This window comes from Streptomyces sp. NBC_00083 (genome assembly GCF_026343295.1).
Classification (GTDB): Bacteria; Actinomycetota; Actinomycetes; order Streptomycetales; family Streptomycetaceae; genus Streptomyces.
Genome location: NZ_JAPELY010000004.1, coordinates 154,726 through 180,037, shown reverse-complemented (window position 1 = coordinate 180,037; position 25,312 = coordinate 154,726). Strand labels below are relative to the sequence as shown.

17 protein-coding genes and 2 tRNA genes are annotated in these 25,312 nt (G+C 71.9%); 7 read left to right on the top strand and 12 right to left on the bottom strand.

Going from position 1 to position 25,312, the window contains the following annotated elements; all coding sequences use genetic code 11:
- Positions 1 to 445 precede the first annotated feature (445 nt).
- From OOJ98_RS30905 to OOJ98_RS30865, 9 genes are all read right to left on the bottom strand, one after another.
- The gene (locus tag OOJ98_RS30905; protein WP_267058428.1) at positions 446 to 1,222 is read right to left on the bottom strand and encodes a TetR/AcrR family transcriptional regulator; all 777 of its coding nucleotides are present in this window, start codon (positions 1,220 to 1,222) and stop codon (positions 446 to 448) included.
- A gap of 92 nt (positions 1,223 to 1,314) precedes the next feature.
- On the bottom strand, positions 1,315 to 2,829 hold the full coding sequence (locus OOJ98_RS30900; RefSeq protein ID WP_267058427.1) for an MFS transporter: 1,515 nt from the start codon (positions 2,827 to 2,829) through the stop codon (positions 1,315 to 1,317).
- Between the two features lie 192 nt (positions 2,830 to 3,021).
- Entirely contained in the window at positions 3,022 to 5,247 is a 2,226-nt protein-coding gene (locus OOJ98_RS30895) for a glycosyltransferase family 39 protein (RefSeq protein WP_267058426.1), read from the bottom strand.
- A complete protein-coding gene (locus tag OOJ98_RS30890; protein WP_267058425.1) occupies positions 5,244 to 6,521 on the bottom strand; it encodes a glycosyltransferase in 1,278 nt (425 codons plus the stop codon). The genes OOJ98_RS30895 and OOJ98_RS30890 overlap by 4 nt, the downstream gene beginning before the upstream one ends.
- Positions 6,522 to 6,535: 14 nt before the next feature.
- Positions 6,536 to 8,251: a cell wall metabolism sensor histidine kinase WalK gene (locus OOJ98_RS30885; protein ID WP_267058424.1), complete on the bottom strand. Its 1,716-nt coding sequence runs from the start codon at positions 8,249 to 8,251 to the stop codon at positions 6,536 to 6,538.
- A gap of 8 nt (positions 8,252 to 8,259) precedes the next feature.
- A complete protein-coding gene (locus OOJ98_RS30880; protein WP_323177953.1) occupies positions 8,260 to 9,000 on the bottom strand; it encodes a response regulator transcription factor in 741 nt (246 codons plus the stop codon).
- Positions 9,001 to 9,390: 390 nt separating this feature from the next.
- On the bottom strand, positions 9,391 to 10,248 hold the full coding sequence (locus tag OOJ98_RS30875; RefSeq protein ID WP_267058724.1) for an amidohydrolase family protein: 858 nt from the start codon (positions 10,246 to 10,248) through the stop codon (positions 9,391 to 9,393).
- A 229-nt stretch (positions 10,249 to 10,477) separates the two neighbouring features.
- On the bottom strand, positions 10,478 to 10,822 hold the full coding sequence (locus OOJ98_RS30870; RefSeq protein ID WP_267058423.1) for an antibiotic biosynthesis monooxygenase: 345 nt from the start codon (positions 10,820 to 10,822) through the stop codon (positions 10,478 to 10,480).
- 88 nt (positions 10,823 to 10,910) lie between these two features.
- Positions 10,911 to 11,813, bottom strand: a complete 903-nt coding sequence (locus OOJ98_RS30865; RefSeq protein ID WP_267058422.1) for a DUF2797 domain-containing protein — start codon at positions 11,811 to 11,813, stop codon at positions 10,911 to 10,913.
- A 306-nt stretch (positions 11,814 to 12,119) separates the two neighbouring features.
- Between OOJ98_RS30865 and OOJ98_RS30860 the strand changes: the two genes are divergently transcribed.
- The 4 genes from OOJ98_RS30860 (at position 12,120) to OOJ98_RS30840 (ending at position 16,610) form a co-directional block, all read left to right on the top strand.
- Complete coding sequence (locus OOJ98_RS30860; protein ID WP_267058421.1) at positions 12,120 to 12,329, top strand: hypothetical protein; 210 nt, start codon at positions 12,120 to 12,122, stop codon at positions 12,327 to 12,329.
- Between the two features lie 690 nt (positions 12,330 to 13,019).
- Positions 13,020 to 13,829 (top strand): GntR family transcriptional regulator, encoded by an 810-nt coding sequence (locus OOJ98_RS30850; RefSeq protein ID WP_323177952.1) that lies wholly within the window; start codon positions 13,020 to 13,022, stop codon positions 13,827 to 13,829.
- Positions 13,778 to 15,802, top strand: coding sequence for an AIPR family protein (locus OOJ98_RS30845; protein WP_267058419.1), 2,025 nt, complete (start codon positions 13,778 to 13,780; stop codon positions 15,800 to 15,802). Before OOJ98_RS30850 ends, OOJ98_RS30845 begins: the two co-directional genes overlap by 52 nt.
- Before the next feature lie 655 nt (positions 15,803 to 16,457).
- Complete coding sequence (locus tag OOJ98_RS30840) at positions 16,458 to 16,610, top strand: hypothetical protein (protein ID WP_267058417.1); 153 nt, start codon at positions 16,458 to 16,460, stop codon at positions 16,608 to 16,610.
- A 267-nt stretch (positions 16,611 to 16,877) separates the two neighbouring features.
- On the opposite strand, the gene OOJ98_RS30835 is transcribed toward OOJ98_RS30840, so the two are convergent.
- A tRNA-Arg gene (locus OOJ98_RS30835) sits at positions 16,878 to 16,950 on the bottom strand.
- 260 nt (positions 16,951 to 17,210) lie between these two features.
- Positions 17,211 to 17,304, bottom strand: a tRNA-Ser gene (locus tag OOJ98_RS30830).
- A 281-nt stretch (positions 17,305 to 17,585) separates the two neighbouring features.
- Here OOJ98_RS30830 and OOJ98_RS30825 point away from each other — a divergent pair.
- The 3 genes from OOJ98_RS30825 to OOJ98_RS30815 all read left to right on the top strand — a co-directional run bounded on the left by OOJ98_RS30825 (position 17,586) and on the right by OOJ98_RS30815 (position 23,504).
- Positions 17,586 to 18,023, top strand: a complete 438-nt coding sequence (locus OOJ98_RS30825; RefSeq protein WP_267058416.1) for an SSI family serine proteinase inhibitor — start codon at positions 17,586 to 17,588, stop codon at positions 18,021 to 18,023.
- A 161-nt stretch (positions 18,024 to 18,184) separates the two neighbouring features.
- Positions 18,185 to 22,795 carry a PAS domain-containing protein gene (locus OOJ98_RS30820; protein ID WP_267058415.1) on the top strand — a complete coding sequence of 1,537 codons (4,611 nt, stop codon included), beginning with the start codon at positions 18,185 to 18,187 and terminating at the stop codon, positions 22,793 to 22,795.
- Positions 22,796 to 22,919: 124 nt separating this feature from the next.
- Positions 22,920 to 23,504, top strand: a complete 585-nt coding sequence (locus OOJ98_RS30815) for an antibiotic biosynthesis monooxygenase (RefSeq protein WP_267058414.1) — start codon at positions 22,920 to 22,922, stop codon at positions 23,502 to 23,504.
- A gap of 106 nt (positions 23,505 to 23,610) precedes the next feature.
- On the opposite strand, the gene OOJ98_RS30810 is transcribed toward OOJ98_RS30815, so the two are convergent.
- Entirely contained in the window at positions 23,611 to 25,266 is a 1,656-nt protein-coding gene (locus OOJ98_RS30810; RefSeq protein ID WP_267058413.1) for a long-chain fatty acid--CoA ligase, read from the bottom strand.
- Positions 25,267 to 25,312: the final 46 nt, after the last annotated feature.

Sequence of the window (25,312 nt, the reverse complement as noted above, 5' to 3'; positions counted from 1 at the left end):
GGCGAAGCCCCGGCTACCCCGCCTACGTCTGCGGACCGTGCGCGGCTGGTCGCGCAGTTCCCCGCGCCCCCAGGTGGGCCGGCCTTGGCAGCATGCCCATCCCGGGCAACCTCAGCCCGTCCGGCGATTGAGGACGAGCGCCTTTCGGGCGCGACACGGGGCCTGGGGCGAAGCCCCGGCAACCCCGCCTACGTCTGCGGACCGTGCCCGCGTCTCACGCAGTTCCCCGCGCCCCCAGGTGGGTCGGCCTGGGCGGCATGCCCACCCCGGGCCACCTCAGCCCGTCCGGCGATTGAGGACGAGCGCCTTTCGGGCGCGAACGGGGTCCGGGGCGGAGCCCCAGGACACCCCGCTTACGTCTGCGGACCGTGCCCGCGTCTCGCGCAGTTCCCCGCGCCCCTGTAGGGCACCCGGCACCGAGCCCACCGCGGCGGAGTCTCGGGGGTCAGGGGGTGCTCAGGGATTCGATGCCGGCTATCAGGACGGACAGGGCGAAGTCGAAGTCGCGCTGGCGCATCTCCTGCACCGTCTCCCCACCCCGCGCCGCCATCAGCGACGCCGCATCCGCGAACTGGTCCCGGTACTCCGGCTGAGAGGCCAACGCCCCCATCGCCTCCGCGAAGAACTCGTCCTGCGTACGCCCCGCGTCCGCGCACCGCTGCACGAACGTGCCCTCGATCGTGCCGAACCCATACACGAACTGGAACACCGCCGCGAGCCCGCCCATCTGCCCGTGCGCCGGCAGCCCCGTGCGGGCGATGATCCGCTGGGCCGTGCGCGAGAACGCCATCGAGTGCGGCCCGATGTTGAGGTAGCGGCCGATCAGCCCCGACGCCCAGGAATGCCGGACGAAGACCGCGCGGTAGCCCACCACCACCGTGCGGAGCTCATCGCGCCAGTCCGCCGACTTGTCCTCCATGGCGGGCAGTTCGATCTCCGCGAACACCGCGTCGAGGGCGAGTTCGAGGAGGTCGTCCTTGTTGTCGACGTACCAGTACAGGGACATCGCGGTGACCCCCAGCTCCGCCGCGAGGCGCCGCATGGAGAACTTCACCGCGCCCTCGGCGTCGAGCAGCCGTACGGCCTCCGCGGTGATGCGGTCCCGGTCGAGCGCCGGCCCGCCCTCGCCCGGCTCCGCCCGCCGCACCCGGCGGCCCGCCTTGCTCCCGAGCCACACGCTGGTACGCGCCGCGTCCTTCGTACGGTCCGCCGCCGACACCATCGCTGCCCTCCTCGGTCCTCGGTTCCGCCGACCCGTCGGGTCCCGTCCCCTCGGGTCATGTCCGGAATTCGGGGCTCCCACCCCTGACGATGCTATGCCGCGGGAGCCGCCCCGGCGGGCGCGGGCGCGGAACGTTCCGCCCGGTGGAGCAGGACCGCCGCGAGGAGCCCGCCCGCGAGCACCGCGACCGCCCCGACCAGCTGGCTCGTCTCCAGCCCCGAGGCGAACGCGTCGGCGATCCGGCCCCGCTCGGCGTCGTCGCCCGCCGCCGCGAGGGCCGCGGGCAGCGAGGCCGCCGCGACCGGCACCAGCGCGGCGAACCGCGCGTTGAGGACCGCGCCGAGGACCGCCACGCCGAGCCCGTTGCCGAACTCGCCCAGCGTGCCGTTGACGCCCGCGCCCACGCCCGCCTTCTCCGGCGGGATCGCGCTCATGATCGCGTTGGCCATGGCCGGCATGGACAGCGCGATGCCCGCGCCCATCACGACGAGGCCGAGCAGCGTGCCGCCGTAGCTGTGCCCGCCGAGCAGCGCGATCGCGGCGAGCCCGGCCGCGGTGGCGCTCATGCCGATCGCGATGGCCCGCGGGGTGCCCGCCTTCGTCACCAGCTTGGCGCCGACGCCCGACATGTTGAGCACGATGACGCTGACCGCGAGCGGCGCGGTGCGCAGCCCCGCCTCCAACGGCCCGTATCCGAGCACGAATTGGAGGTGCTGCGTGAGCAGGAACAGCGAGCCGCCCATGCCGAACGCGACCAGGATCGACCCGGCCACCGCGCCGACGAACCTCTGGTTCCCAAAGAAGTGCATGTCCAGCATCGGATGTTCGACGGTCAGCTCCCAGCGTGCGAACGCCGCGAGGAAGACCACGCCGACGGCGGCCGGGGCCAGCACCTGCGCGGAGAGCCAGCCGTGGCCGGGCCCGGAGATGATCGCGTAGACGACGCCGGTCATGCCGACCGTGGAGAGCAGCGCCCCGAGCAGGTCGGGCCGGTCGCCCAGCGGATTCTTGGATTCCGGTACGAGGGCGAGTACGGCGACCAGGCCGAGGACGGCGACCGGGATGTTCACCAGGAAGATCGCGCCCCACCAGAAGTGGTCGAGCAGGACGCCGCCGATGAGCGGGCCCACGGCGAAGCCGAGCGAGCTGACCGTGGCCCAGATGCCGATGGCCTTCACGCGGGACTCGTCGTCGAAGATCTGCACGACCACGGCGAGCGTGGTGGTCATGAGCAGCGCCCCGCCGATGCCCATGCCCGCACGGGCCGCGATGAGCTGCCCGGCGTTCTGCGCGAAGCCGGCGGCCAGCGAGCCGACGCCGAAGAGGGCGAGTCCCGCCGCGAGCATCTTCTTGCGTCCGTAGCGGTCGGCCGCGCTGCCCGCCGTGAGCAGCAGGCCCGACTGGACCAGCGAGTACGCGTTGATCATCCACTGGATGTCGGCGGTGGACGCGGCGAGCGAGGTGGTGAGCGAGGGGATGGCGACGTTCAGGACGGTGTTGTCGAGCAGGACGGTGAGCTGGGCCAGGCAGATGACTCCGAGGATGAGCCAGCGCTGTGGATGCCCCCCGGTGGGTGCGGTCGGTTTCTCGGCTGTCGTCGCCGTCATGGCGTCCCCCTGACTTCTTATACGGTGTATGGCACTGCTCTGTTGTACACCGTATAGCGACTCCTCTACGCCGTAAAGTCCTTAATCCGCGCGCTCGTGCGCCGCGCCTCCGGACGACGACGGGGCGGTGGCCCGAGACGCGCGTCTCGGGCCACCGCCCCGTCGTCGTGGACCGCCCAGCCGCTCAGCCGCTCAGCCGCTCACCGGCGAGGTCAGGTCGTAGAAGGTGGCGGTCCCGGCCGTCACCTTCGTGAACGACTTCTCCACCCAGCTGCTGATCGAGCCGCCACTGGCCTGGCCGCCGCCCATCATCCCGCCGCCGCTCGCGATGAAGTAGTGGATTTTCCCCTCGGCGACGTACGCCTTGAACTGGGCCAGGGTCGGCGACGGGTCGCTGCCGTTGAAGCCGCCGATCGCCATCACCGGCTTCTCGGTGGCGAGTTGGTAGCTCGCCGCGTTCTGGGAGCCGATGGCCGCGGCGGCCCAGGTGTACTGGCCCGCGTTCTCCTTCAGGACCGCCTGGGCCTGCGCGCCCACCTTGGCGCCGTCGAGCAGGCCGCCCATGCCGCCACCGCCCATACCGCCGCCCATGGCCCCGCCGCCCCGGCCCGCCTGGCCGGTCTGGCCGGTCTGGCCGGTCTGGCCGGGTGCGGTGGGCGGTTGGCCCATCGTGCCGCCGGCCGGCACGCCCCCTCCGCCGGTGCCCGCGCCCTGCCCCGGGCCTGCCCCGGCCTGTTGGCCGGTACCCCCACCCGTCTGACCGGTCCCCGCCCGGCCCCCACCCGGGCCGCCGCCGAACCGCATGCCGCCGCGGCCGCCGCCTCCCCCGGGCCCGCCGCCCATGCTCGCCCCCGCGGGGCCGGCCGTGACGATCGAGCCGGTGTGTCCGGTGCCGAGCGTGCTCAGCGTGTACGCGGCGGGGCCCGCGAGGGACGCCACGAGCCCGGCCGCCGCGACACCGAGCGCGAGGCCCCGGTTCAGCCGGCCCACGAGCGCGAGGCCGAGCGCCGCCGCGAGGCCGCCGATCAGCACCGCCCAGCGCAGCCAGGGCACGTAGTCCGGGGTGCGCGCGAGCAGCACGTACGACCAGACGGCCGTGACCGCGACCGTGACCGCGAGCCCCAGCGCGGCCCGGAAGCGCGAGCGCTCCTCCCACAGGACCGTCGCGCCCATGCCGATGAGCGCCGCGATGTAGGGGGCGAGGGCCACCGTGTAGTACTGGTGGAAGATCCCCGCCATGAAGCTGAAGATGACGGCGGTCATCAGGAGCGCCCCGCCCCAGGCGAGGAACGCGGCCCGCGCGGTGTCGGTGCGCCTGGCCTTCCAGGTGATGGCGAGACCCGCGACCAGCAGGAGCAGGGCCGCCGGAAGCAGCCAGGAGATCTGGGAGCCGATCTCCGAGTTGAACATGCGGCCGACGCCGGTCGCACCCCAGCCGCCACCGCCACCACCGCCGCCTCCCGGACGCATGCCCGCCGGGAGTTCCATGCCGCCGGGCATGCCGCCGGTGCGGGCGCCTCCGCCGCCGACGCTTCCCGTCTCGTCGCCACTGAGGCGGCCGAGGCCGTTGTAGCCGAAGGTGAGCTCAAGGAAGGAGTTGTGCTGCGAGCCGCCGATGTACGGGCGGGACGACTTGGGCCACAGCTCGACGGCGGCCACCCACCAGCCGCCCGACACCAGCAACACACCTGCGGCAAGGGCGAGTTGGCCGAGACGGCGACGCACGGACGTGGGCGCGCACACCGCGTAGAGGAGCGCGAGCGGCGGCAGGATCAGGAAGGCCTGGAGGGTCTTGGTCAGGAACGCGAAGCCGATCGCGACCCCCGCCCACACCAGCCACTTGGTCCGGGCGTCCTCCAGGGCGCGCAGGACGCAGTAGACGGTGACCGTCATCAGGAGCGCGAGCAGCGCGTCGGGGTTGTTGAAGCGGAACATCAGCGCCGCGACCGGGGTCAGAGCGAGCACCGCCCCCGCGATGAGCCCCGCCGCCGGGCTGAACCGGCGCCGCACCGCCGCGTACAGGACGGCGACCGTGCCCACGCCCATCAGGACCTCGGGCAGCAGGATCTGCCAGGAGCCGAGGCCGAGCAGGCGTACGGACAGGGCCATCGGCCACAGCGCGGCCGGGGGCTTGTCCACGGTGATCGCGTTGGCGGCGTCGAGCGAGCCGAAGAAGAACGCCTTCCAGCTCTGGCTGCCCGCCTGCACGGCCGCCGAGTAGAAGGAGTTGGCGTACCCGGAGGCGCTCAGGTTCCACAGGTAGGCGCCGAAGGCGACGGCGAGCAGCGCGAACAGCGCGGGCCGCGCCCAGGCGGGATCCTCGGGCCTGCCGCGCCACAGCCGGGCCGGTGCGGACCGGCGCTGCCCGGTCGACGCGGCCCCCGCGCGCGGTTCGGCCTGGGGGGTGGTCGTGGTCATCGTGCGTCGCCCTTCGGTTCGGCGGGGTGGAGCGGGGTGCGGTCGGCCGGTGCGGCCGTGCGGTCCGGGAAGACCCAGGCGCGGAACAGCAGGAAGCGCAGGACGGTCGCCGCGAGGTTCGCCGCGACGAGGACCGCCACCTCGGTGGAGTGCGCGGCGCCCGCGTGGGCGGCGCCGAGCGCCGCGAGCGAGCCGCTGGTCAGGGCGAGTCCGATGGCGAACACGGCGAGGCCCTGCGCCTGGTGGCGTACGGCACGGTCCCGGCCGCGCACCCCGAACGTGAGCCGCCGGTTGGCGGCGGTGTTGGCGACCGTCGACACCAACAGGGCTGCCGCGTTGGCCAGTTGGGGCCCCGCCCCGGTGCGCGCGAGGGCGTACAGGGCGAGGTAGAGGAGCGTGGAGAGCGCGCCCACCACGCAGAACCCGACGAGCTGGCGGGCGAGGCCGCCCGGCACGCCGGGGAGCCGGCGGTCGCGGGGGTCGTCGCCGAACGGCCGCGCGAGCCGGTCCAGGGGCAGCGCCCCCACCGCGAGCGCCCGGCCGACCCGCCACACCCCCAGGAGGTCGTCCTTGGCGGTGCTGACGAGGTGCACGGTGCTCGCGGGGTCGTCGACCCAGTCCACCGGCACCTCGTGGATCCGCAGCCCGGCCCGCTCGGCGAGCACCAGCATCTCGGTGTCGAAGAACCACCCGGTGTCCTCGACCATCGGCAGCAGCCGCTGGGCGACATCGCGCCGGATCGCCTTGAACCCGCACTGCGCGTCGGAGAACCGCGCCGACAGCGAGCCGCGCAGGATCAGGTTGTACGTACGCGAGATGAACTCCCGCTTGGCGCCGCGCACCACCCGCGAGGAGCGGGCGAGCCGGGAGCCGATGGCGAGGTCGGAGTGGCCGGAGATGAGCGGCGCGACCAGCGGGAGCAGGGCGTTGAGGTCGGTGGAGAGGTCCACGTCCATGTAGGCGAGGACCGGCGCGTCGGACGCCGACCACACCGTGCGCAGCGCCCGCCCGCGCCCCTTCTCCTCCAGGCGGAAGGCCCGCACCTCGGGGATCTCGCGCTCAAGTCGCGCCGATATCAGGGGAGTCGCATCGGTGCTCGCGTTGTCCGCGACGGTGATCCGGAAGGCGTACGGGAAGGTGTCCGCGAGATGCGCGTGCAGCCTGCGCACACACCGCTCCAGGTCCCGCTCCTCGTTGTAGACGGGGACCGTCACATCGAGGACGGCGGTGCCGGCCGGCGACACCGGCAGGTGGCGGCGGGCCGGGAGGGTCATCGGATGCGCCGGGCTCACCGCATGCGGCGCGGTCGTGGCGCTCGTGGCAGAAGGGTCGGTTCGCATACGACGACCCTCGCGAGGGCCGCTGTCACACCTGTGTGGTCAGGCTGTGCCGGGCCTGTGAGACGTCCGCGGGGGGTGGCGGGGGCCGTCGTGACCGTCGTGTCGCGAGCGACGGTCGTGTTGGAAGTGAGTGCCGTGTCGGAGGTGAGTGCCATGTCGGGGGTGACCGTCGTGTCGGGAGTGCCGGCGGTCGGCAGGAGGACGGTGAACACCGTCCGGCCCGGGGTGCTGCGCACGCTCACCCGGCCGCCGTGCGCGGCGACGACGGCCTGCACGATGGCGAGGCCGAGCCCGGTGGAGCCGGCGTTGCGCGAGCGGGAGGCGTCACCGCGCGCGAACCGTTCGAAGACGTGCGGGAGCAGCTCGGCCGGGATCCCGGGCCCGGTGTCGTCGATCTCGACGAGGACCCAGGACCCGCGCGGCTCGACCCGTGCGGTCACCGTCGTGCCGGGCGGAGTGTGCGTACGGGCGTTGGCGAGCAGATTGACGAACACCTGCTGGAGCCGCTCCCGGTCGCCGCGCACCGCGACGGGCTCCGCGGGCAGTTCGAGGAGCCAGGCGTGGCCCTGCCCGGCGGCGTGCGCGTCGCCGACGACGTCCACGACGAGCGAGGAGAGATCAGTGCTCTCGTACGAGAGCGGGCGTCCGGCGTCGAGGCGGGCGAGCAGCAGCAGGTCCTCCACCAGGCCCGTCATGCGGGCCGCCTCCGACTCGATGCGGCCGAGGGAGTGCCGGGTGTCGGGCCCGACCTCCTCGCGACCGCGCCGGGTCAGCTCGGCGTAGCCGCGGATCGAGGCGAGCGGGGTCCGCAGCTCGTGGCTCGCGTCGGCGACGAACTGCCGCACCCGCGTCTCGCTCTCCTGCCGCGCGCTGAGCGCCTCGTGCACATGGTCGAGCATCCGGTTGAGCGCGGCGCCCACCTGCCCGACCTCGGTCCGCGCGTCCGCCTCGGCGCCCGGCACACGCTCGTACAGCGCCACCTCGCCGCTGTGCAGCGGGAGTTCGGAGACCCGGGTGGCGGTCGACGCGACCCGCCGCAGGGGGCGCAGGGCCACCCCGACGATCGCCGTACCGGCGATCACGGCGGCCACCAGGCCGGCGGCGGTCACACAGATCACCACGATCAGCAGGGTGCTCACGGTGGAGTCCACGGCGTCGGTGGGGAAGCCGATGACGAAGCCGCCCTCGCGGTCCCACACCGCCCGGTAGTCGCCGAGTCCGGGCACCGAGACCGAGTGCACCCGGCCGTCCCTGGCCACGGCGGACAGGGCCCGGGTCTGTGCGGCGGAGAGCGCGGCGCTGCGGGCCTCGCCCTGGCGCTCGGGACGCACGGCCTGCGCGCCGGTGAGCCGCCCGCCCGCGCCGGGCCCCGCCGCCACGGCGTGCAGCGGCTGGCCCGGCCGGGAGACGACGAAGTCGATCCGGCCGGAGGTCGGAGCGGTGGCGGAGCCGCTCGGGGAGCCGGGGCCGGGCGCGTCATGGCCGCCGCCCATCCGGCCGGGTACCAGCGCGCCCTTGAGCTGGGCGTCCAGCTGGTTCTGCAGGTTGGCGCCCATCGCGAGCACCGTCACGGTGCCGATCACGGCGCCCACCACCGCGAGCAGCACGACCGCCGACACCACGAGCCGGGTGCGCAGCGACCAGGGCCGCCGGAACCTCCCCACCGCGGCCCCTACTCCCCGGGCTTGATCAGGTACCCCGCGCCGCGGCGCGTGTGGATCATCGGGGAGCGCCCGGCGTCGATCTTGCGCCGCAGATAGGAGATGTAGAGCTCGACCACATTGGCCTGACCGCCGAAGTCATAGGACCACACACGGTCGAGGATCTGCGCCTTGCTCAGCACCCGGCGCGGGTTGCGCATGAGGAAGCGGAGCAGCTCGAACTCGGTCGCGGTGAGGTGGATGTTGACCCCGCCGCGCGTGACGTCGTGACTGTCCTCGTCGAGGGTGAGGTCGCCGACCGCGAGCACCGACTCGCTGCGCAGGGCCGCCGTGCCGGAACGGCGTATCAGGCCGCGCAGCCGGGCCACGACCTCCTCCAGGCTGAACGGCTTGGTGACGTAGTCGTCGCCGCCCGCCGTGAGCCCGGCGATCCGGTCCTCGACGGAGTCCTTCGCCGTGAGGAACAGCACCGGCACGTCCGGGAGTTCGCGGCGCAGCCGGCCGAGGACGGCGAGGCCGTCCATGTCGGGCAGCATGATGTCGAGGATGACGGCGTCGGGCCGGAACTCGCGGGCGTCCCGCACCGCCCCGGCCCCGTCGCCGGCGCTGCGCACTTCCCAGCCTTCGTAGCGCAGGGCCATGGAGAGCAGCTCACTCAGCGGCGCCTCGTCGTCCACGACGAGCACACGGACGGGGCTCCCGTCCGGCCTGAGCATTTCGGTCCGCCCCTGGGGCGAGGAGGTAACGGTCATGGGGCTCACCCTGTGAGGGGGCCGTGAGAACAGCCTTGCCCGTTCCTGTGATTTCCCTGAGAAAGTGGCAGGGCCAGAGAGGGGCGAAGGGCCTGAGCGGGCCCGGAGGGCCGGCACCGGCCCCGCCCCGGCACCCCGCCAAGGACAGCCCCGCCGGGGGCGCGGGGGAACGGCGCGAGAGGCGACCACGGCCCGCGGCCGAAGGCGGGGGTGGCCCCGGGGCTCCGCGCCCGACCCCGTCCGCGCCGCGAGGGCGCGCGTCCTCGACCCCCGGAGGACAGACATCGCCCCGCCTCGGCACCCCGCCAAGGACAGCCCCGCCGGGGGCGCGGGGGAACGGCGCGAGGGGCGACCACGGCCCGCGGCCGGGCGCGACACCGGAGCCGGGCTTCAGCCGTCCAGGGGGCTCACCCGGTCCAGCCCGAACAGCCGCGCGGCGTTGTCGTGGCAGACCGCGCGCAGCCAGTCGTCGCCGAGCCCGAGCCGCTCCAGGGCGTCCAGCTGGTGGTCGTACGCGTACGGGATGTTCGGGAAGTCGGTGCCGAGCAGGATCCGCTCGCCCAGGTCGAGCAGCCGGCCGCGCTCCCCGAGCGGAAACGGCGCGGTCCGTTCGCTGAAGTCGGTGAAGGCCATCGTCGTGTCGAACAGGACGGAGCCGTACGTCTCGGCGAGGTCGAGGAAGTCGGCGTACTCCGGCATCCCCATGTGCGCGACGACCAGACGCAGCCGGGGGTGGCGGGCGAGCACCCGGCCGACCGGCCCCGGCCCGGTGTACTTGCCGGGCGCGGGCCCCGACCCGCAGTGCGTGACGACGGGCACGCCGGCCTCGGCGAGCATCCCCCACACGGGGTCGAGCAGCGGGTCGCCGGGATCGTAACCGCCCACCTGCACATGGGACTTGAAGACCCGGGCGCCCGCGTCGAGCGCCTCCCGTACATACCGGTCGACGCCCGGCTCGGGGAAGAACGTGGCGGTGTGCAGGCAGTCCGGGGTCCGGGCGGCGAACCCGGCGGCCCAGCCGTTGAGCCACTCGGCCATGCCGGCCTTGTGCGGGTAGAGCATCGAGGTGAACGCGCGCACCCCGAACTCCTCCCGCAGCAGCCGCACCCGTTCCGCCTCCTCCTCCCGGTAGGTGATGGGCCACTCGACCCCGCCCACCAGCTCGCCGGCGGAGTCGAAGTACTCCCACACCTTGGCGAGGACGCGCTCGGGCATGAAGTGCGTGTGCACATCGACGAGGCCGGGCAGCCCGAGCCGCCCGAAGAAGGCGCGGACGCGGGCGCCGTCGGGAGCGGGGGCGGCGTCGCCGGGGCCGGTGGGGGCGGGGGCGGGGGCGGGGGCGGCGGCGCCGGAACCGGTGGGGGTGCGGCCGCCGGAGCCGGTGAGGGTGCGGCCGGCGGGGGCGGTGGGGGTGCGGTCGGCGGGAGCAGGGCCGGCGGGGGCGGGGTCCGCGGCCGGCTCCGGCGGCACCGGGCCGTCAGCCACGCTCGAAGCCGTAAGCGCGCTCGACCTTGGCGACGTGGACGCTGTAGCTCTCGTACCACTGCTCACGCCCGCGCCGCTGGGCCTGCCGGTGGTCGGCGCGCGAGCGCCACTCGGCGATGGCGTCGACGTCCCGGAAGTACCCGATCGTGATCCCGAGGCCGCCGGGGTTGCGGGCGGACTCGTGCCCGAGGTACCCCGGAATCTCCCGCACCAGCTCGTCCATGGCACCGGCGGTCTCCCCGTAACCACGGTCGCCCTCGGTCCGCAGGGAGGTGAACACCACGGCGTAGTAGGGCGGTTCGAGCCCGGAGATCGGCCCTTGTACGTGATCGCTCATGCCCCCACCCTCGTGCGCGGGCGGCGGTGCTGTCCAGATCATTTGGCGGCGGGACTCCGAGGAACCCCGAGGCGTCGGCCCCCGGGATTCAGAACAGCTGGTCCTGGACCCCGCCGGGCCGGGGCACCTGGCGCACGGGAACGGTGACGGCGACGGAGACGGCGGGGTCCGAGCCGCCGCGCTCCCCATCACTGCCGGCCGCCGTCAGCCCCCACCCCCTCATGAGCCGGGTGTCGAGCACGACGATCCCGGTGGCGGCCACGTCCAGATGCAGATCGGGCCCCGCGGCCGCGACGAGCCGGCCGCCGACGACACCGCCGTCGACCAACTCCACGACGACACCGGAAGCGGGCGCGAGCCCGGCGAGCCCGAACGCCTCCGCGTGGTCGACGACTTCGCAGTCGATCCGCTCCAGCGACTCGGGCCAGCCGGGCAGGGCGACGGCCCGCGCGTGCAGCGCGGCCACCTCGGCCGCGCGCTCGGCCACCCCGGGAAGCCCGGCCCGTACCGCCCGCTTCTCGGCGTACGCGATCCGGTCGGGCACCCCGAGCGCGGCCCTGAGCAGCTCCTCGCAGCGCCGGGCCGCCATCAACGGCCCGCGCCCGAGCCAGCCGAAGGCCACCGCCCCCTGTTCGAGCAGCCGGGCCGGGCCCCGCTCCTCGGCGGTGATCCCCACCTTGACCATCCCGGCGCCGAACCAGGCGAGGTAGACCCGATAAGTACGCGGATCGTCGAGGAAGGTGTCGGCGGCCACGGAATGCGCCCGGTCGAGCCGCGCACACTCCCCGCACCGCGCCTGCGTACTGCGCCCCGGCACCGTCGCGGCCACCGGACAGACATTGCCCCGGGCCCCCACACACCGCCGCGCCCCCACGACCCGGAACGCGATCCCCTGGCCGTACCCGAGCGCACTCTCCCGCCCCTCCCCCCACCCCAGCCGAACCCCGCCCGCCCCCCAGCGAACCCCGGAACACCACCACACCCGACCCACACCCCCGAAGCTACCGGGCCCCACTGACAACCACCCGAGTCACCGCGCGCGCGGCTCCCTGCTCGTGAACCGGTAGATCAGGTAGGCCACACCCAGGATGAAGTCCGCGGCCACCCAGAACGCGACGATCAGACCGACTCCTGGCCGGCGATGCACTGTCGTAGCACGTCAGCGGTGTGGAGTACGCCGGCTGCTCACGCATCTGGCAAATCTCGACCACTGCCCCCCAATCTCGCGCTATCCCGCAAGAGTCGTGCCGACCGTTTGGCCATACGTCCCACCGTCCTGGGCATCTCATCCGTCGTGATGCGCATCGAAGACTGGATCCGTGTGGAGGCGCACGTGCCGCGCCCCCTCGCTCCCGAGCAAGGGCAAGAGCTCCTCGCAGCGCTGGCGATGGCCGACGTATTCGGACTCGTCGACAGCAGCTCGGACGCCCGCAACGTCCGGGCCGGAGTCAACGACAGAGCGCCCGCGACGATAGACACCACCCGGGAGCACGACCATGAGCCCTGAGGAGGTGATCAGCATGTTCAACCGTATCCGCGGCGTGTCTCAGCCACACCAGAGCACAGCACCGGAGAACGAAGAGCCGACGCCGCGACTCCAGCCCGCCCAACGGCGAATCACGTCGGCCGAGCGGCCCAACGGCTCGACGCGCGCAACTGGGACATCCTGGCCGGAGAGGAGACGGCACTCATCCGCCCGTACGTGACGGCTGCCGAGGAACGGGCGACGCGCGCAATGGAAGACACGGCCATGCTTGCATCGGCCGCTGGGCGGCAGCGGAGGGCGCGCCAGACGCCCCACCGTACGCGAGTACCTATTAGCCGTTCCTCCGCCCCGTACCGCTGCAGCACATGCCGCGTCGCCCGCCACCACGAGTGTGAGCACGCGAGTCCTGCCGTGGCACCCACGGAAGCCCTGGTGATCTTCAAGACCCGTATCTGCTCATGCCATCGCACGCCTTCACCGACAGGCGGTAACCAATGAGCACTTGGGTGCCCGGCGGCGCCACCGCCGCGTCGATCGAACTCACCTGCTGCCACAGTCCAGCACGGCGACGTAATCCAGATCGGTCACCCGTGCCGCGTCGCCGACCTGTTCAACCTGCCCGGCGGGGCCAAGCGAAGCCGCTTCGAGTCGGGCGACTACTGACGTTGCCCGCCCGCAGCCGACTCATCGCCCTCCGGATGCAGAGGGTGGGTGGCCAGCGCCGTGGCTCCTCGCCGTCACGTCATCGCCCACGCCCTCAGGGCCCAGATCTCGACCGGCCACGTCAATGCCGGCGAACGCCACCCCTCGGAAGCGCAGCTCGTCGCCCGCTACACGGTCAGCACATCGACGCTACGGAACGCGCTCGCACTGCTCCAAGCCGAAGGGCCGATGGAAAAAGTCCACGGCAAGGGCACTTCGTGCATCACCCTCTTCGCAGAATCACGTACATCGGCGGCGGCCGCACACCGAAGAACGCGGCTCTGCCTCAGCATCCGCACCACCAAGCTGAGGGCGTGCGGACATCTGGCCACGTTGCTGCGGGTACCAACAGTCAGTCCGCTGACCGAATACCTCAGTCTGAGTCACGGCGGAGAGTTGCCATGCAGCCTGGCTCGCGTCCGAACCCCTCGCAACCTGGCGTCGGCGGACGTACCCAGCGCGTCGTCTGGGGTCATGCCAGTGGAAGCGCCGCTGGACAAGCCCCACCTGCCCTGGTTGAGGTGCGAGAACGAGAAGCACCCGCCTCCCGACACCAGCGGAAGTGACTCGCTTCAGATCAGCCCGGCTCTCGTCCTGAAGGTCACCCGCATATCGCCCGACATCACCGGCCGCATCATCGAGGCGGCACTCCTGATCTCCGGCGCCCGCGCCGACGCCGTCTTCCAATCAGCGGGCCCCCTATCCCCTGGCCGACACTGCCGAGGCCACCCGACTCGACGCCGGTACGGGAGCTCCTGGACCACAGCGTGGGCGTCCTCGCCGACGAGGACGTCGAGGAGGAAGAGCTCCGCCTCCTAGCGCAAGGCCTTCCATCGGTTTTGAGGGACACGCTCCGCGTGGCCGTGAGCCGCGGCCACCGGCCGCCGAGGCTGGACGCCGCGCAGAGAGGACCGGAGAGGCAACGACTGCCTACAACTGCCGCCAGCGCCCTTCAGCTAGCCGTGCCTGCGGGTACCTGCACATCACCTAATGAAATACACAAAACTTCAACGCGGCAGGACAATCGATGTATAAGATTCTCCTCGCCGCATCGGTTGGGGCGATCACCGAAATGGAGGGGCAGCATGGACCGGGTGACTCGTAGCCTGATGGAGAACTGGGCCAAGGGTGCAGGAGTTGGAAACCTTAAGGAGTACGTCGCCTTCGAACGCTTCGCGAACTTTATCATCCTGTCAAGGCATCACGACCATCAATTCAGCGTCGAGGACTATTCCTGCGGAGATGACGGGACGCTCGGGATTGACGGCTTTGCGCTTTCCGTAAACAACGAGCTTGTGTCGAATCTCGGTGACCTTGAAGACGCACTGTCCGGGACAGGAGCAATTGAAGCATCAATCATTGCCACACAGGTTAAAACCTCTCCAAGCTTCGACCTTGGAGACGTCAGCGTATTCTCCGATGCGGCAATTTCCCTACTGGTGGAGGATGAACCACCCCATCCGAACCTGAAACGTCAACAGGAGATGCTGCATCGACTTCTGCAGGAGTCTAGCCGTTTTCGCGAGAATCCCGTCTGCCGCCTCTACTATGTCACCACCGGATCCTGGAATTCACGCGGACCAATCACCAAGAAGATCGCAGATACCCGCAAGAGACTGACCGGGTCCAACTTGTTCTCTCGGGTAGACTTCCATGTCTGGGGAGCGGGGGAGGTCCAAAGGAACTGGAGGGCTATCGATTCGGCACTAGAGGTACAAATTCAGTTCGACAACCGGACCACGTTGCCTGAGGTGGAAGGTGTCCGTGAAGCGTACCTCGGCGTACTCCCTGGGAGCGAGTTCATTAAGCTAGTAACGGACGACGAGGGGGAGATCCGTAAGACTCTCTTCTTTGACAATGTCCGCGACTTCCAAGGAGAAACAGATGTAAATGGGGACATTAGGCAAACTCTAGCCTCTGGCGATCGAAGCAGGTTCTGCGTTCTCAACAACGGCGTGACGGTCGTAGCACACGATCTCCGATCTACCGGAAATCGGCTCACGTTGATTGACTTCCAGGTCGTCAACGGATGCCAGACCAGCCACATTCTCCATTCCGAACGCGGCAATCTTGACGGCGTCTATGTTCCCTTCCGGCTGATTGTAACGCTCGATGATGACGTCGCTAAGAGCATCACAAAGGCAACGAACAAGCAGGGGCAGGTCACCAAGGAGAACCTGTTCGCCCTGTCTGAGCTCCAAAAGAGAATTGAAGCCTATTTCAATTCATTCGAGACTGAGCCCGGTAAACGAGTTTACTACGAGCGCCGCTCTCGCCAGTGGTCAGGGTCAGCCCAGGTTCAGGGAACCTGGAGGGTAATTTCCCTCCGCAACCTAATGCAGTCCTTCGCGTCCCTATACCTAAGAATCCCTCACACCGCTGCCCGGTACTACGGAGACCTCCGGAATCGCGTCGGAAGCGACGTCTTCTCCGACTCCCACCATGAGGCGTACTACTATTCGGCCGCATATGCGTTTTGCAAGTTGGACCATTTCTTCAGAAGTGGCGCAATCGAGCGCGAGCTGAAGCCTGCCCGCTACCACCTCCTTGCGGGAGTTCGCACAATCTTCGCCGGCTCAACCGTTCCAGACAAAGTGGAAGGGGTCGCGAAGAAGGCCGAGGCAAGCTGCAAAGAGTTCAATTCATTCCTGTGGGATGACGCTCTTTACCTCGCGGCTCTCCAGCGGTGCGCGAAGTCCCTAGTCGAACTCGCTGGCGGACAAGAGATTAACCGCGACTTCGGCCGAACTCGCGACTTCACCGAGACGTATCTTTCCGATCTCATCAAGTAGAGGGTTTAGGCACGTTCAACTCAGATCGAGCACCGCGGGTTTGAATCTCCTACCCGCCACCTTACGGAACGGCTCCTGGCCAGGATGAACGGTCGGGGGCCGTCGGCGCGTCCGCCACGATGCTATTTTCGACGTCCGTGAGCAGGACCTGGATGAGCAGTTGTCATCCGAACCTTCCCAAAGCTTCTCCCAACCCCGCGCTCGACTTTGGCGCTATGCAGGACGGCATATTTCCTGGGTAGCTCGCGGTCAGGCAGGCCGCTTTGGACTGCAGCTGCCGCCGGCCATGGGTCAACTGACTCCCCGCCATTCGCCCCAACTCCCATGGGTACCCCACCGTCGGGCACCCCCCTACGCACCTCTTCCCTCCCGGAGCCTGAGCACCCCCGCCGGAGACATCGCCTTGAGCGGCATTCGCGTAGCGTCTCGGCCGCTTCGCGGATTCAGCGCCTCGTTGAACCTGCCGTGGGACGTCGTGAAGGACATGCTCGGGGTGTTCACCGGGAACCTGGGCCCCGGTGGCGTCGATGCCCGACTCGAAGACTATGGCCAGGCTCGGCCGACGGGGAGGTGGAGGTATCGAAGCTCGCCTGAGTCCTGGGGCCCCTGTTGTGGTGCACCTGCTGCGGGATGCCGTGACAAAGAAGGGCGAGTCGTGGAGGTGGCCCAGCCCCCGGCCCTGAAGATCGCGACCCGGCCGACCGGTGAGATCGCCACCTCCCGGAACACCGGTGCCCCGCCGATGACAGTCGACGTCATCTTCGTCATGGACGGCAACGCCGAGATCCTCAACCTGACCGTGCCCTAGACCGGCATCCCCGATGAGCTGACCATGGGCACTCCGGGCGCCCTGACCGGCGTCGTCGCCCGGCCGTGGGAGAACGAGCGCAACGGGAGGCGAGCGGTGAGGAAGTGCGTACCGCGACCGCGACAAGCTGTCCGACGGCATGAGGGGGACTGCCACTGGCTGACGCCATCTCGCGGCCCGCAGCAGTCGGCGCGGTTGCTGTACTTCGCTGCTGTACGCCCAGGAAACGCAAGAGGCCCGGACTCTCGTCCGGGCCTCTCACCTGTGTGCACTCGGCAGGATTCGAACCTGCAACCTTCTGATCCGTAGTCAGATGCTCTATCCGTTAAGCTACGAGTGCTTGTGCTTCCGGGGTTTTTTCTGCCCCGTCGGCGTTGCGAGAACAACATTACATGACCTGCGCCGTGACGCGAAATCCATTCCCCCCACCGCCCCTGACCTGCGGAAATGCCTCTGCGTGAGCTTTTGCGGGTGGGTTGCGGGGGCGGCCGGAGATGGCCTGGGGCCCGTCGGGGGCTTGTTCGGGACGGGCGGGGGGCGGCGCGTGTGTCCGGGAACGGCCGAAGCCCCGGCCTGTGGGGCCGGGGCTTCGGGTCGTGCTGGCGGAGGCGGAGGGATTTGAACCCTCGATGGGCTTTAAGACCCAAACCGCATTAGCAGTGCGGCGCCATAGACCGGACTAGGCGACGCCTCCAGCACACCGTCGCTCGCGCGAGTGGTGCGTGCAGATGATGACACAGCCTTGCGGGCCGTCACCAATCGCACCCCACGGTACTAGGCGGATGGGCGCCAGAGCAAAGGCGTTCGTCGCGCGGCGCAACGCACGGCGTTGACGCGCGTTAGTCCACGGGAGACCCCCCGGGGCAAGGGAGGGCCGGCCCCCGGAACCCGGGCGGCGGACGGTCCCGCGCCCCCGGGCCCCGGAAGCCGCCCGCCCGTCGCAAGTCCGTCCACACGCCTGGAGATACGAGACCCATGCTGCGCCGCCTCGTCGTCACCGCCGCCGCCTCGCTCGCCGCGCTGGCCGCCGCTCCCGCCGCTTCCGCCGGCCCCCTGCCCGTTCCGCTGCCGCTGCTCGGCGGCGGGCAGACCGAGGACCGGCTCACCGTCACCATCACGGACAACCCGGGCACGGAGGGGACGTACACCCTCGAATGCCACCCGGCGGGCGGCACACATCCGCGGGCCCAGCAGGCCTGCGACAAGCTGGACTCCGTCACGACCTGGGGAAAGGACACCTTCGCGCCGGTGCCCCAGGGCCAGATGTGCACGTTCGTCTACGGGGGCCCCGCCACCGCCCACATCACCGGAACCTGGGCCGGGCGGCCCGTCGACGCGACGTACAACCGTTCCAATGGGTGCGAGATCTCGCGGTGGGACAAGATGCTGCCCGTGCTGCCGAGCGCCAGGTAGGACACCCCGTACGGCTCCCGGCGCCCGCCCCGCGTACGCCGTAGTCACACAACCTTGGTGAGAGCTCCCCCTCATCCGCCGTCGCTCGCACATCGTCAGCCTTTAGACTCCCTTCCAGTGACAGGCCGCAAGGTGCAGTGGTTCAGGGAGGAAGCGTCGTCGTGAGCAGCAGGCCATCCCGAGGCGCTGCTCGCCTCGCAGCCATACTTGACGCCCTTCCGGACGGGCTCCTCCTCGTCAACTGCAACGGCACGGTCGTCAACGCCAACACCGTCGCGCTGGAAATGCTGGAGGCGCCCGGTACGGGGCTGGTGGGGCGGGGAGTTCTCGATCTGCTGCCCTCGTTCGACTCGCGGCTCATCCCCGGCTCCATGCGCCGGCCCGAGAGCGAGGACGACCAGGGCCGCACCAAGCCCACCCGGATGGTCGCGCGCCGCACCGACGGCACCGAGTTCCCGGTCGAGGTGACCAGCGCCAACCTGGAGGACGGGCGGGACGCGTACGCCTCGTACGGAAGCGGCGGCGGCCCCGGCTCCTACTCCGGCGACGAACTCCTCATGCTGGTCGTACGCGACCTTTCGGGCACCGTCGACACCGAGGCGGAGCTGGCCCGTTCGCAGCGCCAGACCGAGATGATCCTGCGCGCGGCGGCCGAGGGCGTCGTCGGCACCGACACCGACGGGCGGGTCGTGCTCGTCAACCCGGCGGCCGCGCAGATCCTCGGCTACCGCGCCAGCGACCTCGGCGGCCAGGAACTCCACCCGCTGGTGCTGCACTCCCGCGAGGACGGCGAACCGTTCCCGTACGAGGGCAGCCCGCTCGCCGACACCCTCAAGTCCGGGCGCAAGCACCGGGTGCGCGGGCAGGTCATCTGGACGAAGTCCGGCGCCAAGGTGCCGGTCGACCTGACGACCGCGCCGGTGCGCGACGGCGATCTGCTCGTCGGCGCCGTCATGACCTTCACCGACCGCCGCCCCTACGAGGAGCAGGCCGCCAAGCACGCCGAGGTCCTGGAGCGCGAGACCAAGCGGTACGACGCGCTCGCCGCCCGGCACCAGCAGCTCCTGTCCGTGCTCGGCGGTTCGCTGCGCGGGCCCATCGACGAGCTGCGCCAGGAGCTCGCGGCCCTCGCCGCCGACGACGCGGGCCAGTTGTGGCCCGAGGCCAACCAGGTCCTGCACCACCTCGCCGCCGGCTACTCCCGCATCACCACGCTCGTCGACAACGTCCTCGGCTACCAGCGGCTCGATGCGGGCGGCGAGGAGCTCAAGAAGACCAAGGTGCCGGTCGATTCGGTCGTCGGCGCCGGTGTCGACGGCGCCGTCGAACTCATCGGGCCCGGACGCGCCCAGTTCGCCGTGCACACCCCGCCGATCGAGGCCGAGGTCGACGCCCCGCGGCTCTCCACCGCCCTCGCCCACCTCATCGCGGACGTGGCCGGAGTCGACGCCACCGGCAAGGCACCGGTCGCCCTCGGCGGCTACATGGACTCCACCGTCGTCGTCGCGGCCGCCGTGCGCGGCGAGGTCGTCCGCATCGAGGTGCGCGGCCCCTACGCGGGCGGCGACCCGGTCCACGCGCCCATCGTGCGCGGCATCGTGAAGGCGCACGGCGGCGTCCTGCAGACCGTCGACGTGCCGGGCATGAGCGGCTCCGCGTACGTGCTCGAGGTGCCGCTCGGCGCCGGCGCGGGCACGGTCGAGGCTCCCGTGGCCCCGCGGCCCGACGAGGCACTGCTGCCCGCGCAGCAGGACGGCGGTGGGCGCAGGCGCGGCCGGCGCGCCTCCATGGACGCGTTCCTGGAGAGCCCGGTCACCGAGGAGAAGTCGCCGACCGGGCGCCGCCGGGCGCGCGCCGAGTCCGGTCCGGGCTCCGGTTCGGGCTCGGGCGCCGGGGAGGGCGACGGCGGCCCGGACGGTGACCGAGCCCGGATCCCGGCCCAGCAGCACATCGGCGACGGCGAAAACGGCGGCGCTCCGGGGAGCGTGCCCGGCGCCGACGCGCCCGCGGTGGGCGCCGCCTCCGGTTCGGGACGGCGCCGCGGCCGGCCCAGCCCCGCCGAGCAGGCGGCCGCACTCGCTCTGCCCCAGGGCGGCGGGGGCGGACAGGCCTCCGAGGGGTCCGTCGTCACCGGCGCGGAGAGCGCCCGCGAGTCCTCCGGCATGGGCCGGGCCGCGCTCGGCGAGACCGTGCCGCCGCAGGGCGTGCCGACGGAGGCCACCGGCCGCCGCGCCCGCCGCGCGCTGCCCGCGCCGGGAGGAGCGGAGGGGCCGACGGCATTGGGGCAGGGGACTGGGGGACAGGGAGCTACGGGACAGGGAGCTGGGGGCTCCTCTTCCGCCCCCTCCTCCGCGTCCGCTCCGTCCTCCCATCCCGCTTCTGGTTCCGGTTCCGGTTCCGGCGAAGGGGCGGGCGAGCCGACCGGGCGACGGGCCAGGCGCGCCCTGGGTTCCGCTCCGGCCGGTGCGACCGGCTCCGCCCAGGGTCAGGAGGCCGGCTCGGTGCGGACCGCGTTCGCGCTGCCGCCCGCCGACGCCGACCGCGCCCCGCACCCGGCACCGCCGGCCTTCACCACGGCCGACGCCCCGGCGCCGGGACACCACGACTCCGTCCGCCCTGTAGGTGCTCGCGCCATGGGTGCGGGACACATGGGCTCGGGCCCCGGCACGAACACGGACGCTGCCGGCCGGGCGAGCGCCGGGACACCGGGCGCCGCGGCCGTCTCCCCCGGCGGAGCCCCTGCGGGGGCTGACCCGAGGGCCGCGGGTGTCGGCCCCGCGCCGCGCACGCCGTCGGGCACCCCCATGGGAGCCGGTCCTGCGGCAGCCGGTCCCGCGGCCGTTGGCTCTGTGCCGGTTGGCACTGCGGAAGCCGGGGCTGTGGGCGCTGGGCCCATGGGTGCCGGGGCTGTGGGCGCTGGGCCCATGGGTGCCGGACCTACGGGCGCCGGACCTACGGGTGTTGACCCTGCAAGTGCCGGACCTATGGGCGCCCCGCCCACGGGTGGTGCCCCAACAGGCGTTACGCCCACGGGAGTTGAGCCCACTGGCACCGCTCGACCCATGGGCGCTCAACCCATGGGTGCTCAGCCCATGGGTGCTCAGCCCACGGGTGCTCGACCCATGGGCGCTCAGCCCACGGGCCCTGTTTCGATGGGCAAGGCTCCGGCCCGCCCCGCTCCGGCCGGCCCCACCCCGGACGGCGCCCCCCTGAACCCGGCTTCCAGGCCGGCCGCCTCGGGGACCGGCCCGGGGACGAACCCCGCCGCAGCGAACCCCGTGGGTGCCGCACCCATGGGCCCGGCACCCACGGGCCCCGCCCACACCGGCCCCGCCCCCACCGGCCTCACCCCCGCAGGCCCCACCCCCGTCGGCCCCGCGGGGACAAGTCCCACCCCCGGAGGCTCCCCGGTCATGGCCGGGAGTTCGCCCGCGGAGCGGACGCCCGCCGCCGGCCCGGCCGCGGGTGGGCGCACGCGCACCCGTACCGCCGCCCCCGGGCACCCCGCCCCCGGCGACCCGCTGGACGAGCACACCCCGCCCCAGCCGCACCCGGCGGAGCAGCCCGAGTGGGCGGCACGCGCGGTGACGGGTGCGGCCGGTCCCGTACCGCCGCAGGGGCAGGCGCCGCGGCCCACCCGGCAGCCGCTGCCCGCCGAGACCCCGCCCGGAGGGATCCCGATCGTTGCCGGGGACACCCAGGGCCGCGCGTTCAGCGTGCGCGCGCTCGGGCAGGGCACCCCCTTCGCGCAGGCCCAGGCCGCCCAGGCCCAGGCCCAGGCACCCGCCCCCGCGCACCCCACGCAGGCCGGGCAGCCCAGCGGCCGGCGCCGCAAGCTCGGTACACCTCCTGAGGGTGTGGAGCGGCCGGCCGACGCCCCGGCCCGCCCGCAGCCCGTGCTGCCCTCACCCCCCTCGGAGGGCCAGGGCCGCGCGTACGCCATCGGGGCACCGGACGAGGGCGCCGAGGGGCCCGAGCCACTCGACGGTCCCGGCGGCGCGGTCGAGGTGGCCAACCGGCCGCAGCCGCAGCCCGTCGACGACGAGCTGCCCCCCGAGCCGCTCGACAACCCGCGCCGGCTGCTCGTGTGGCCCGCGCCCGACGTCTCCACGCAGCAGGCGCTCAGCGACCGCGGCTACCGGCCCGTCGTCGTGCACTCCCGCGAGGAGGTCGACGCGCAGATCGCCGCGTTCCCGGCCGCGCTGTTCGTCGACCCGCTGACCGGCCCCATCACGCGTACCGCGCTCCAGTCGCTGCGTCAGGCGGCGGTCGCGGCGGAGGTCCCCGTCCTGGTCACGGCGGGGCTCGGGCAGGCCACGCGGGAGGCGGCGTACGGCGCCGACCCGGCCGTCCTGCTCAAGGCCCTCGCGCCGCGCGACAGCGAGCAGCACCCCTCGCGCGTGCTGCTCATCGAGGAGCACGAGGAGATCGCGCTCGCGCTCACCGCGACCCTGGAGCGGCGCGGCATGCAGGTCGCGCGCGCCGCCACCGACTCCGAGGCGGTCACGCTCGCCGCCCAGATGCGCCCGAACCTCGTCGTGATGGACCTGATGCAGGTGCGCCGCCGACGGGCCGGAATCGTCGACTGGCTGCGCGCCAACGGCCAGTTGAACCACACGCCGCTGGTCGTCTACACCTCGGCCGGCATCGACCGGGCCGAGCTGCCCAAGCTCACGTCCGGCGAGACGGTCCTGTTCCTGGCGGAACGGTCCACCAGCGGCGAGGTACAGGGCCGCATCGTGGACCTTCTGGCGAAAATCGGCACCAACTAGCCCGTTCCGGCGGGCACGGAGAGGTGACGGGGCCTACGGAGAGGTGACGGGGCCTGGTGTCGCGCGGCCGTGTGCGTAGGCTGGCGGCGGCGCGCGACACCGTACGAACCACGAGGAGAGGCCCGTGGCCCCCACGCGCTCCGCCATGCGTCAGGAACACACCACCGTCCCCGCCGACAACGGCGAGGTCACCCTGCTCATCGCCCGCCAGGTCGAGGAGGGGTACGCGGAGGCGTTCGAGCAGTGGGCGAGCGACATCCTCGCCGCGGCACGGCGCTTCCCCGGCCATCTCGGCCACGGTCTCTTCCGGCCGGCCACCCCCGGGGCGCCCTGGTTCCTCGTCCACCGCTTCCGCGACGCGGCCGCGCTCGAACGCTGGCAGAGCTCGGCGGAACGGGCCCTGTTCTTCTCCAACTGCACGGGCCACCACCACACCGAGATAGCCCGGCGCGAACTGACCGGCATGGAAACCTGGTTCGCCAAGCCGGGCGCGACCCGGCCCGCGCCGCCCCGCTGGAAGATGGCGATCAGCTCGGGCCTCGCCATCTTCCCGATCTCCCTGCTGGGCAACGCGGTGCTCGGGCCCTATCTGACCGGCCTGCCGCTGGTGGCGCGGACCGCCGTGTTCACCGTGCTGTTCAGCGTGCTCATGACGTACGTCGCCATGCCGACCACGAGCCGCCTGTTGCGCCGCTGGCTGCACGGCTAGCGGCCACCGGCCGTACGGCCGCCGACCGGGCCGGCCCGCGGTCGTGCCGCCCGGACCCAGCTGACCGCTGCCGCCGTCCCGGTCTGGCCGACCGGCCGCCCCGGAGCTAGCCCAGCTCCGTCACGTCCAGCTCCCCGTCCGCGTACTGCCGGCGGATGACCTTCTTGTCGAACTTGCCCACGCTCGTCTTCGGCACCGACTCCACCAGCGCCCAGCGCTCCGGAAGCTGCCACTTGGCGATCCTGCCGGCGAGGAACTCCTTCAGCGCGGCGTAGTCGGCGGTGGCGCCCGGCTTCAGCACGACGGTGGCGAGCGGGCGTTCGCCCCACTTGGCGTCCGGGACCGCGACGACCGCCGCCTCGGCGACCTCCGGGTGCGCCATCAGCGCGTTCTCCAGCTCCTGGCTGGAGATCCACTCGCCGCCGGACTTGATGACGTCCTTCGCGCGGTCGGTGAGGCGGAGGTAGCCGTCGGGGCTGATGACGCCGACGTCACCGGTGCGCAGCCAGCCGTCCGGGCTGAACTTGTCGGCCGGCCGGAAGTCCTCGCCGCCCACACCGCCGAAGTACGCGCCCGCGATCCAGGGGCCGCGCACCTCCAGCTCGCCCGCCGACTCGCCGTCCCAGGGCAGGAACTCGCCGCCGGGCCCGGTGAGCCGCGCCTCGACGCCTGCGGGGAAGCGGCCCTGGGTGATGCGGTACGGCCACTCCTCCTCGGGGGTGAGACCGGCCGGCGGGTTGGACATGGTGCCGAGCGGCGAGGTCTCCGTCATGCCCCAGGCGTGACAGAGCCGCACACCGATCTTGTCGTACGCCTCCATCAGCGCGGGCGGGCAGGCCGAGCCGCCGATCGTGACGTTCCGCATCGAGCTGAGGTCGCGCGGGCGGGCGGTGACCTCGGCGATCAGGCCCTGCCAGATGGTGGGGACGGCCGCCGCGTACGTCGGCTTCTCGCGCTCGATCATGTCGGCGAGCGGGGCCGGCTGGAGGAAACGGTCGGGCATGAGCATGCTCACCCCGGACATGAACGTGGCGTGCGGCAGGCCCCAGGCGTTCACATGGAACTGCGGCACCACGACCAGCGTCGTGTCCTGGTCGGTGAGGCCCATCGACTCCGACATGTTGACCTGCATGGAGTGCAGGTAGATCGAACGGTGGGAGTAGACGACGCCCTTGGGGTCGCCGGTGGTCCCGGAGGTGTAGCACATGGCGGCGGCGGTGCGCTCGTCCAGCTCGGGCCAGTCGTACGTCGTGGGACGCCCGGCGAGCAGCTCCTCGTACTCGTGCACCTCCGGGCCGGCGCCGTCGATGTCGGCGAGGAGCGAGCGGTCGCCGGGCCCGGAGACCACGAGGTGTTCGAGGGTCGGCAGATGGGGGAGGAGCGGGACGAGCAGCGGCAGCACCGAACCGTTGACGATCACCACGCGGTCGGCGGCGTGGTTGACGATCCAGATCAACTGCTCGGCGGGGAGCCGCAGATTGAGGGTGTGCAGCACGGCGCCCATGGAGGGGATCGCGAAGTAGGCCTCGACGTGCTCCGCGTTGTTCCACATCAAGGTGGCGGTCGCCTGGCCGTCCTCGACGCCGAGTTCGCGCAGGGCGTGGGCCAGCTGGGCGGCCCGTGCGCCGATCTCGGCGAAGCTGCGGCGGTGCGGCTCGGCCTCGCCGGTCCAGGTGGTGACCTGGGACGTGCCGTGAATCGTCGACCCGTGGGTCAGGATCCGCGAGATCAGCAGCGGTACGTCCTGCATGGTGCTCAGCACGGCGTCCTCCCGGTGAGCGCTACGGTGCGCTCTGTGGCGATAGGGT

What these genes read in the sequence shown, in the direction of transcription:
- OOJ98_RS30905 (WP_267058428.1), bottom strand. Translation starts at nt 1,222, where the DNA reads ATGGTGTCGGCGGCGGACCGTACGAAGGACGCGGCGCGTACCAGCGTG.
- OOJ98_RS30900 (WP_267058427.1), bottom strand. Translation starts at nt 2,829, where the DNA reads ATGACGGCGACGACAGCCGAGAAACCGACCGCACCCACCGGGGGGCAT.
- OOJ98_RS30895 (WP_267058426.1), bottom strand. Translation starts at nt 5,247, where the DNA reads ATGACCACGACCACCCCCCAGGCCGAACCGCGCGCGGGGGCCGCGTCG.
- OOJ98_RS30890 (WP_267058425.1), bottom strand. Translation starts at nt 6,521, where the DNA reads ATGACCCTCCCGGCCCGCCGCCACCTGCCGGTGTCGCCGGCCGGCACC.
- OOJ98_RS30880 (WP_323177953.1), bottom strand. Translation starts at nt 9,000, where the DNA reads ATGACCGTTACCTCCTCGCCCCAGGGGCGGACCGAAATGCTCAGGCCG.
- OOJ98_RS30870 (WP_267058423.1), bottom strand. Translation starts at nt 10,822, where the DNA reads ATGAGCGATCACGTACAAGGGCCGATCTCCGGGCTCGAACCGCCCTAC.
- OOJ98_RS30860 (WP_267058421.1), top strand. Translation starts at nt 12,120, where the DNA reads ATGCGCATCGAAGACTGGATCCGTGTGGAGGCGCACGTGCCGCGCCCC.
- OOJ98_RS30825 (WP_267058416.1), top strand. Translation starts at nt 17,586, where the DNA reads ATGCTGCGCCGCCTCGTCGTCACCGCCGCCGCCTCGCTCGCCGCGCTG.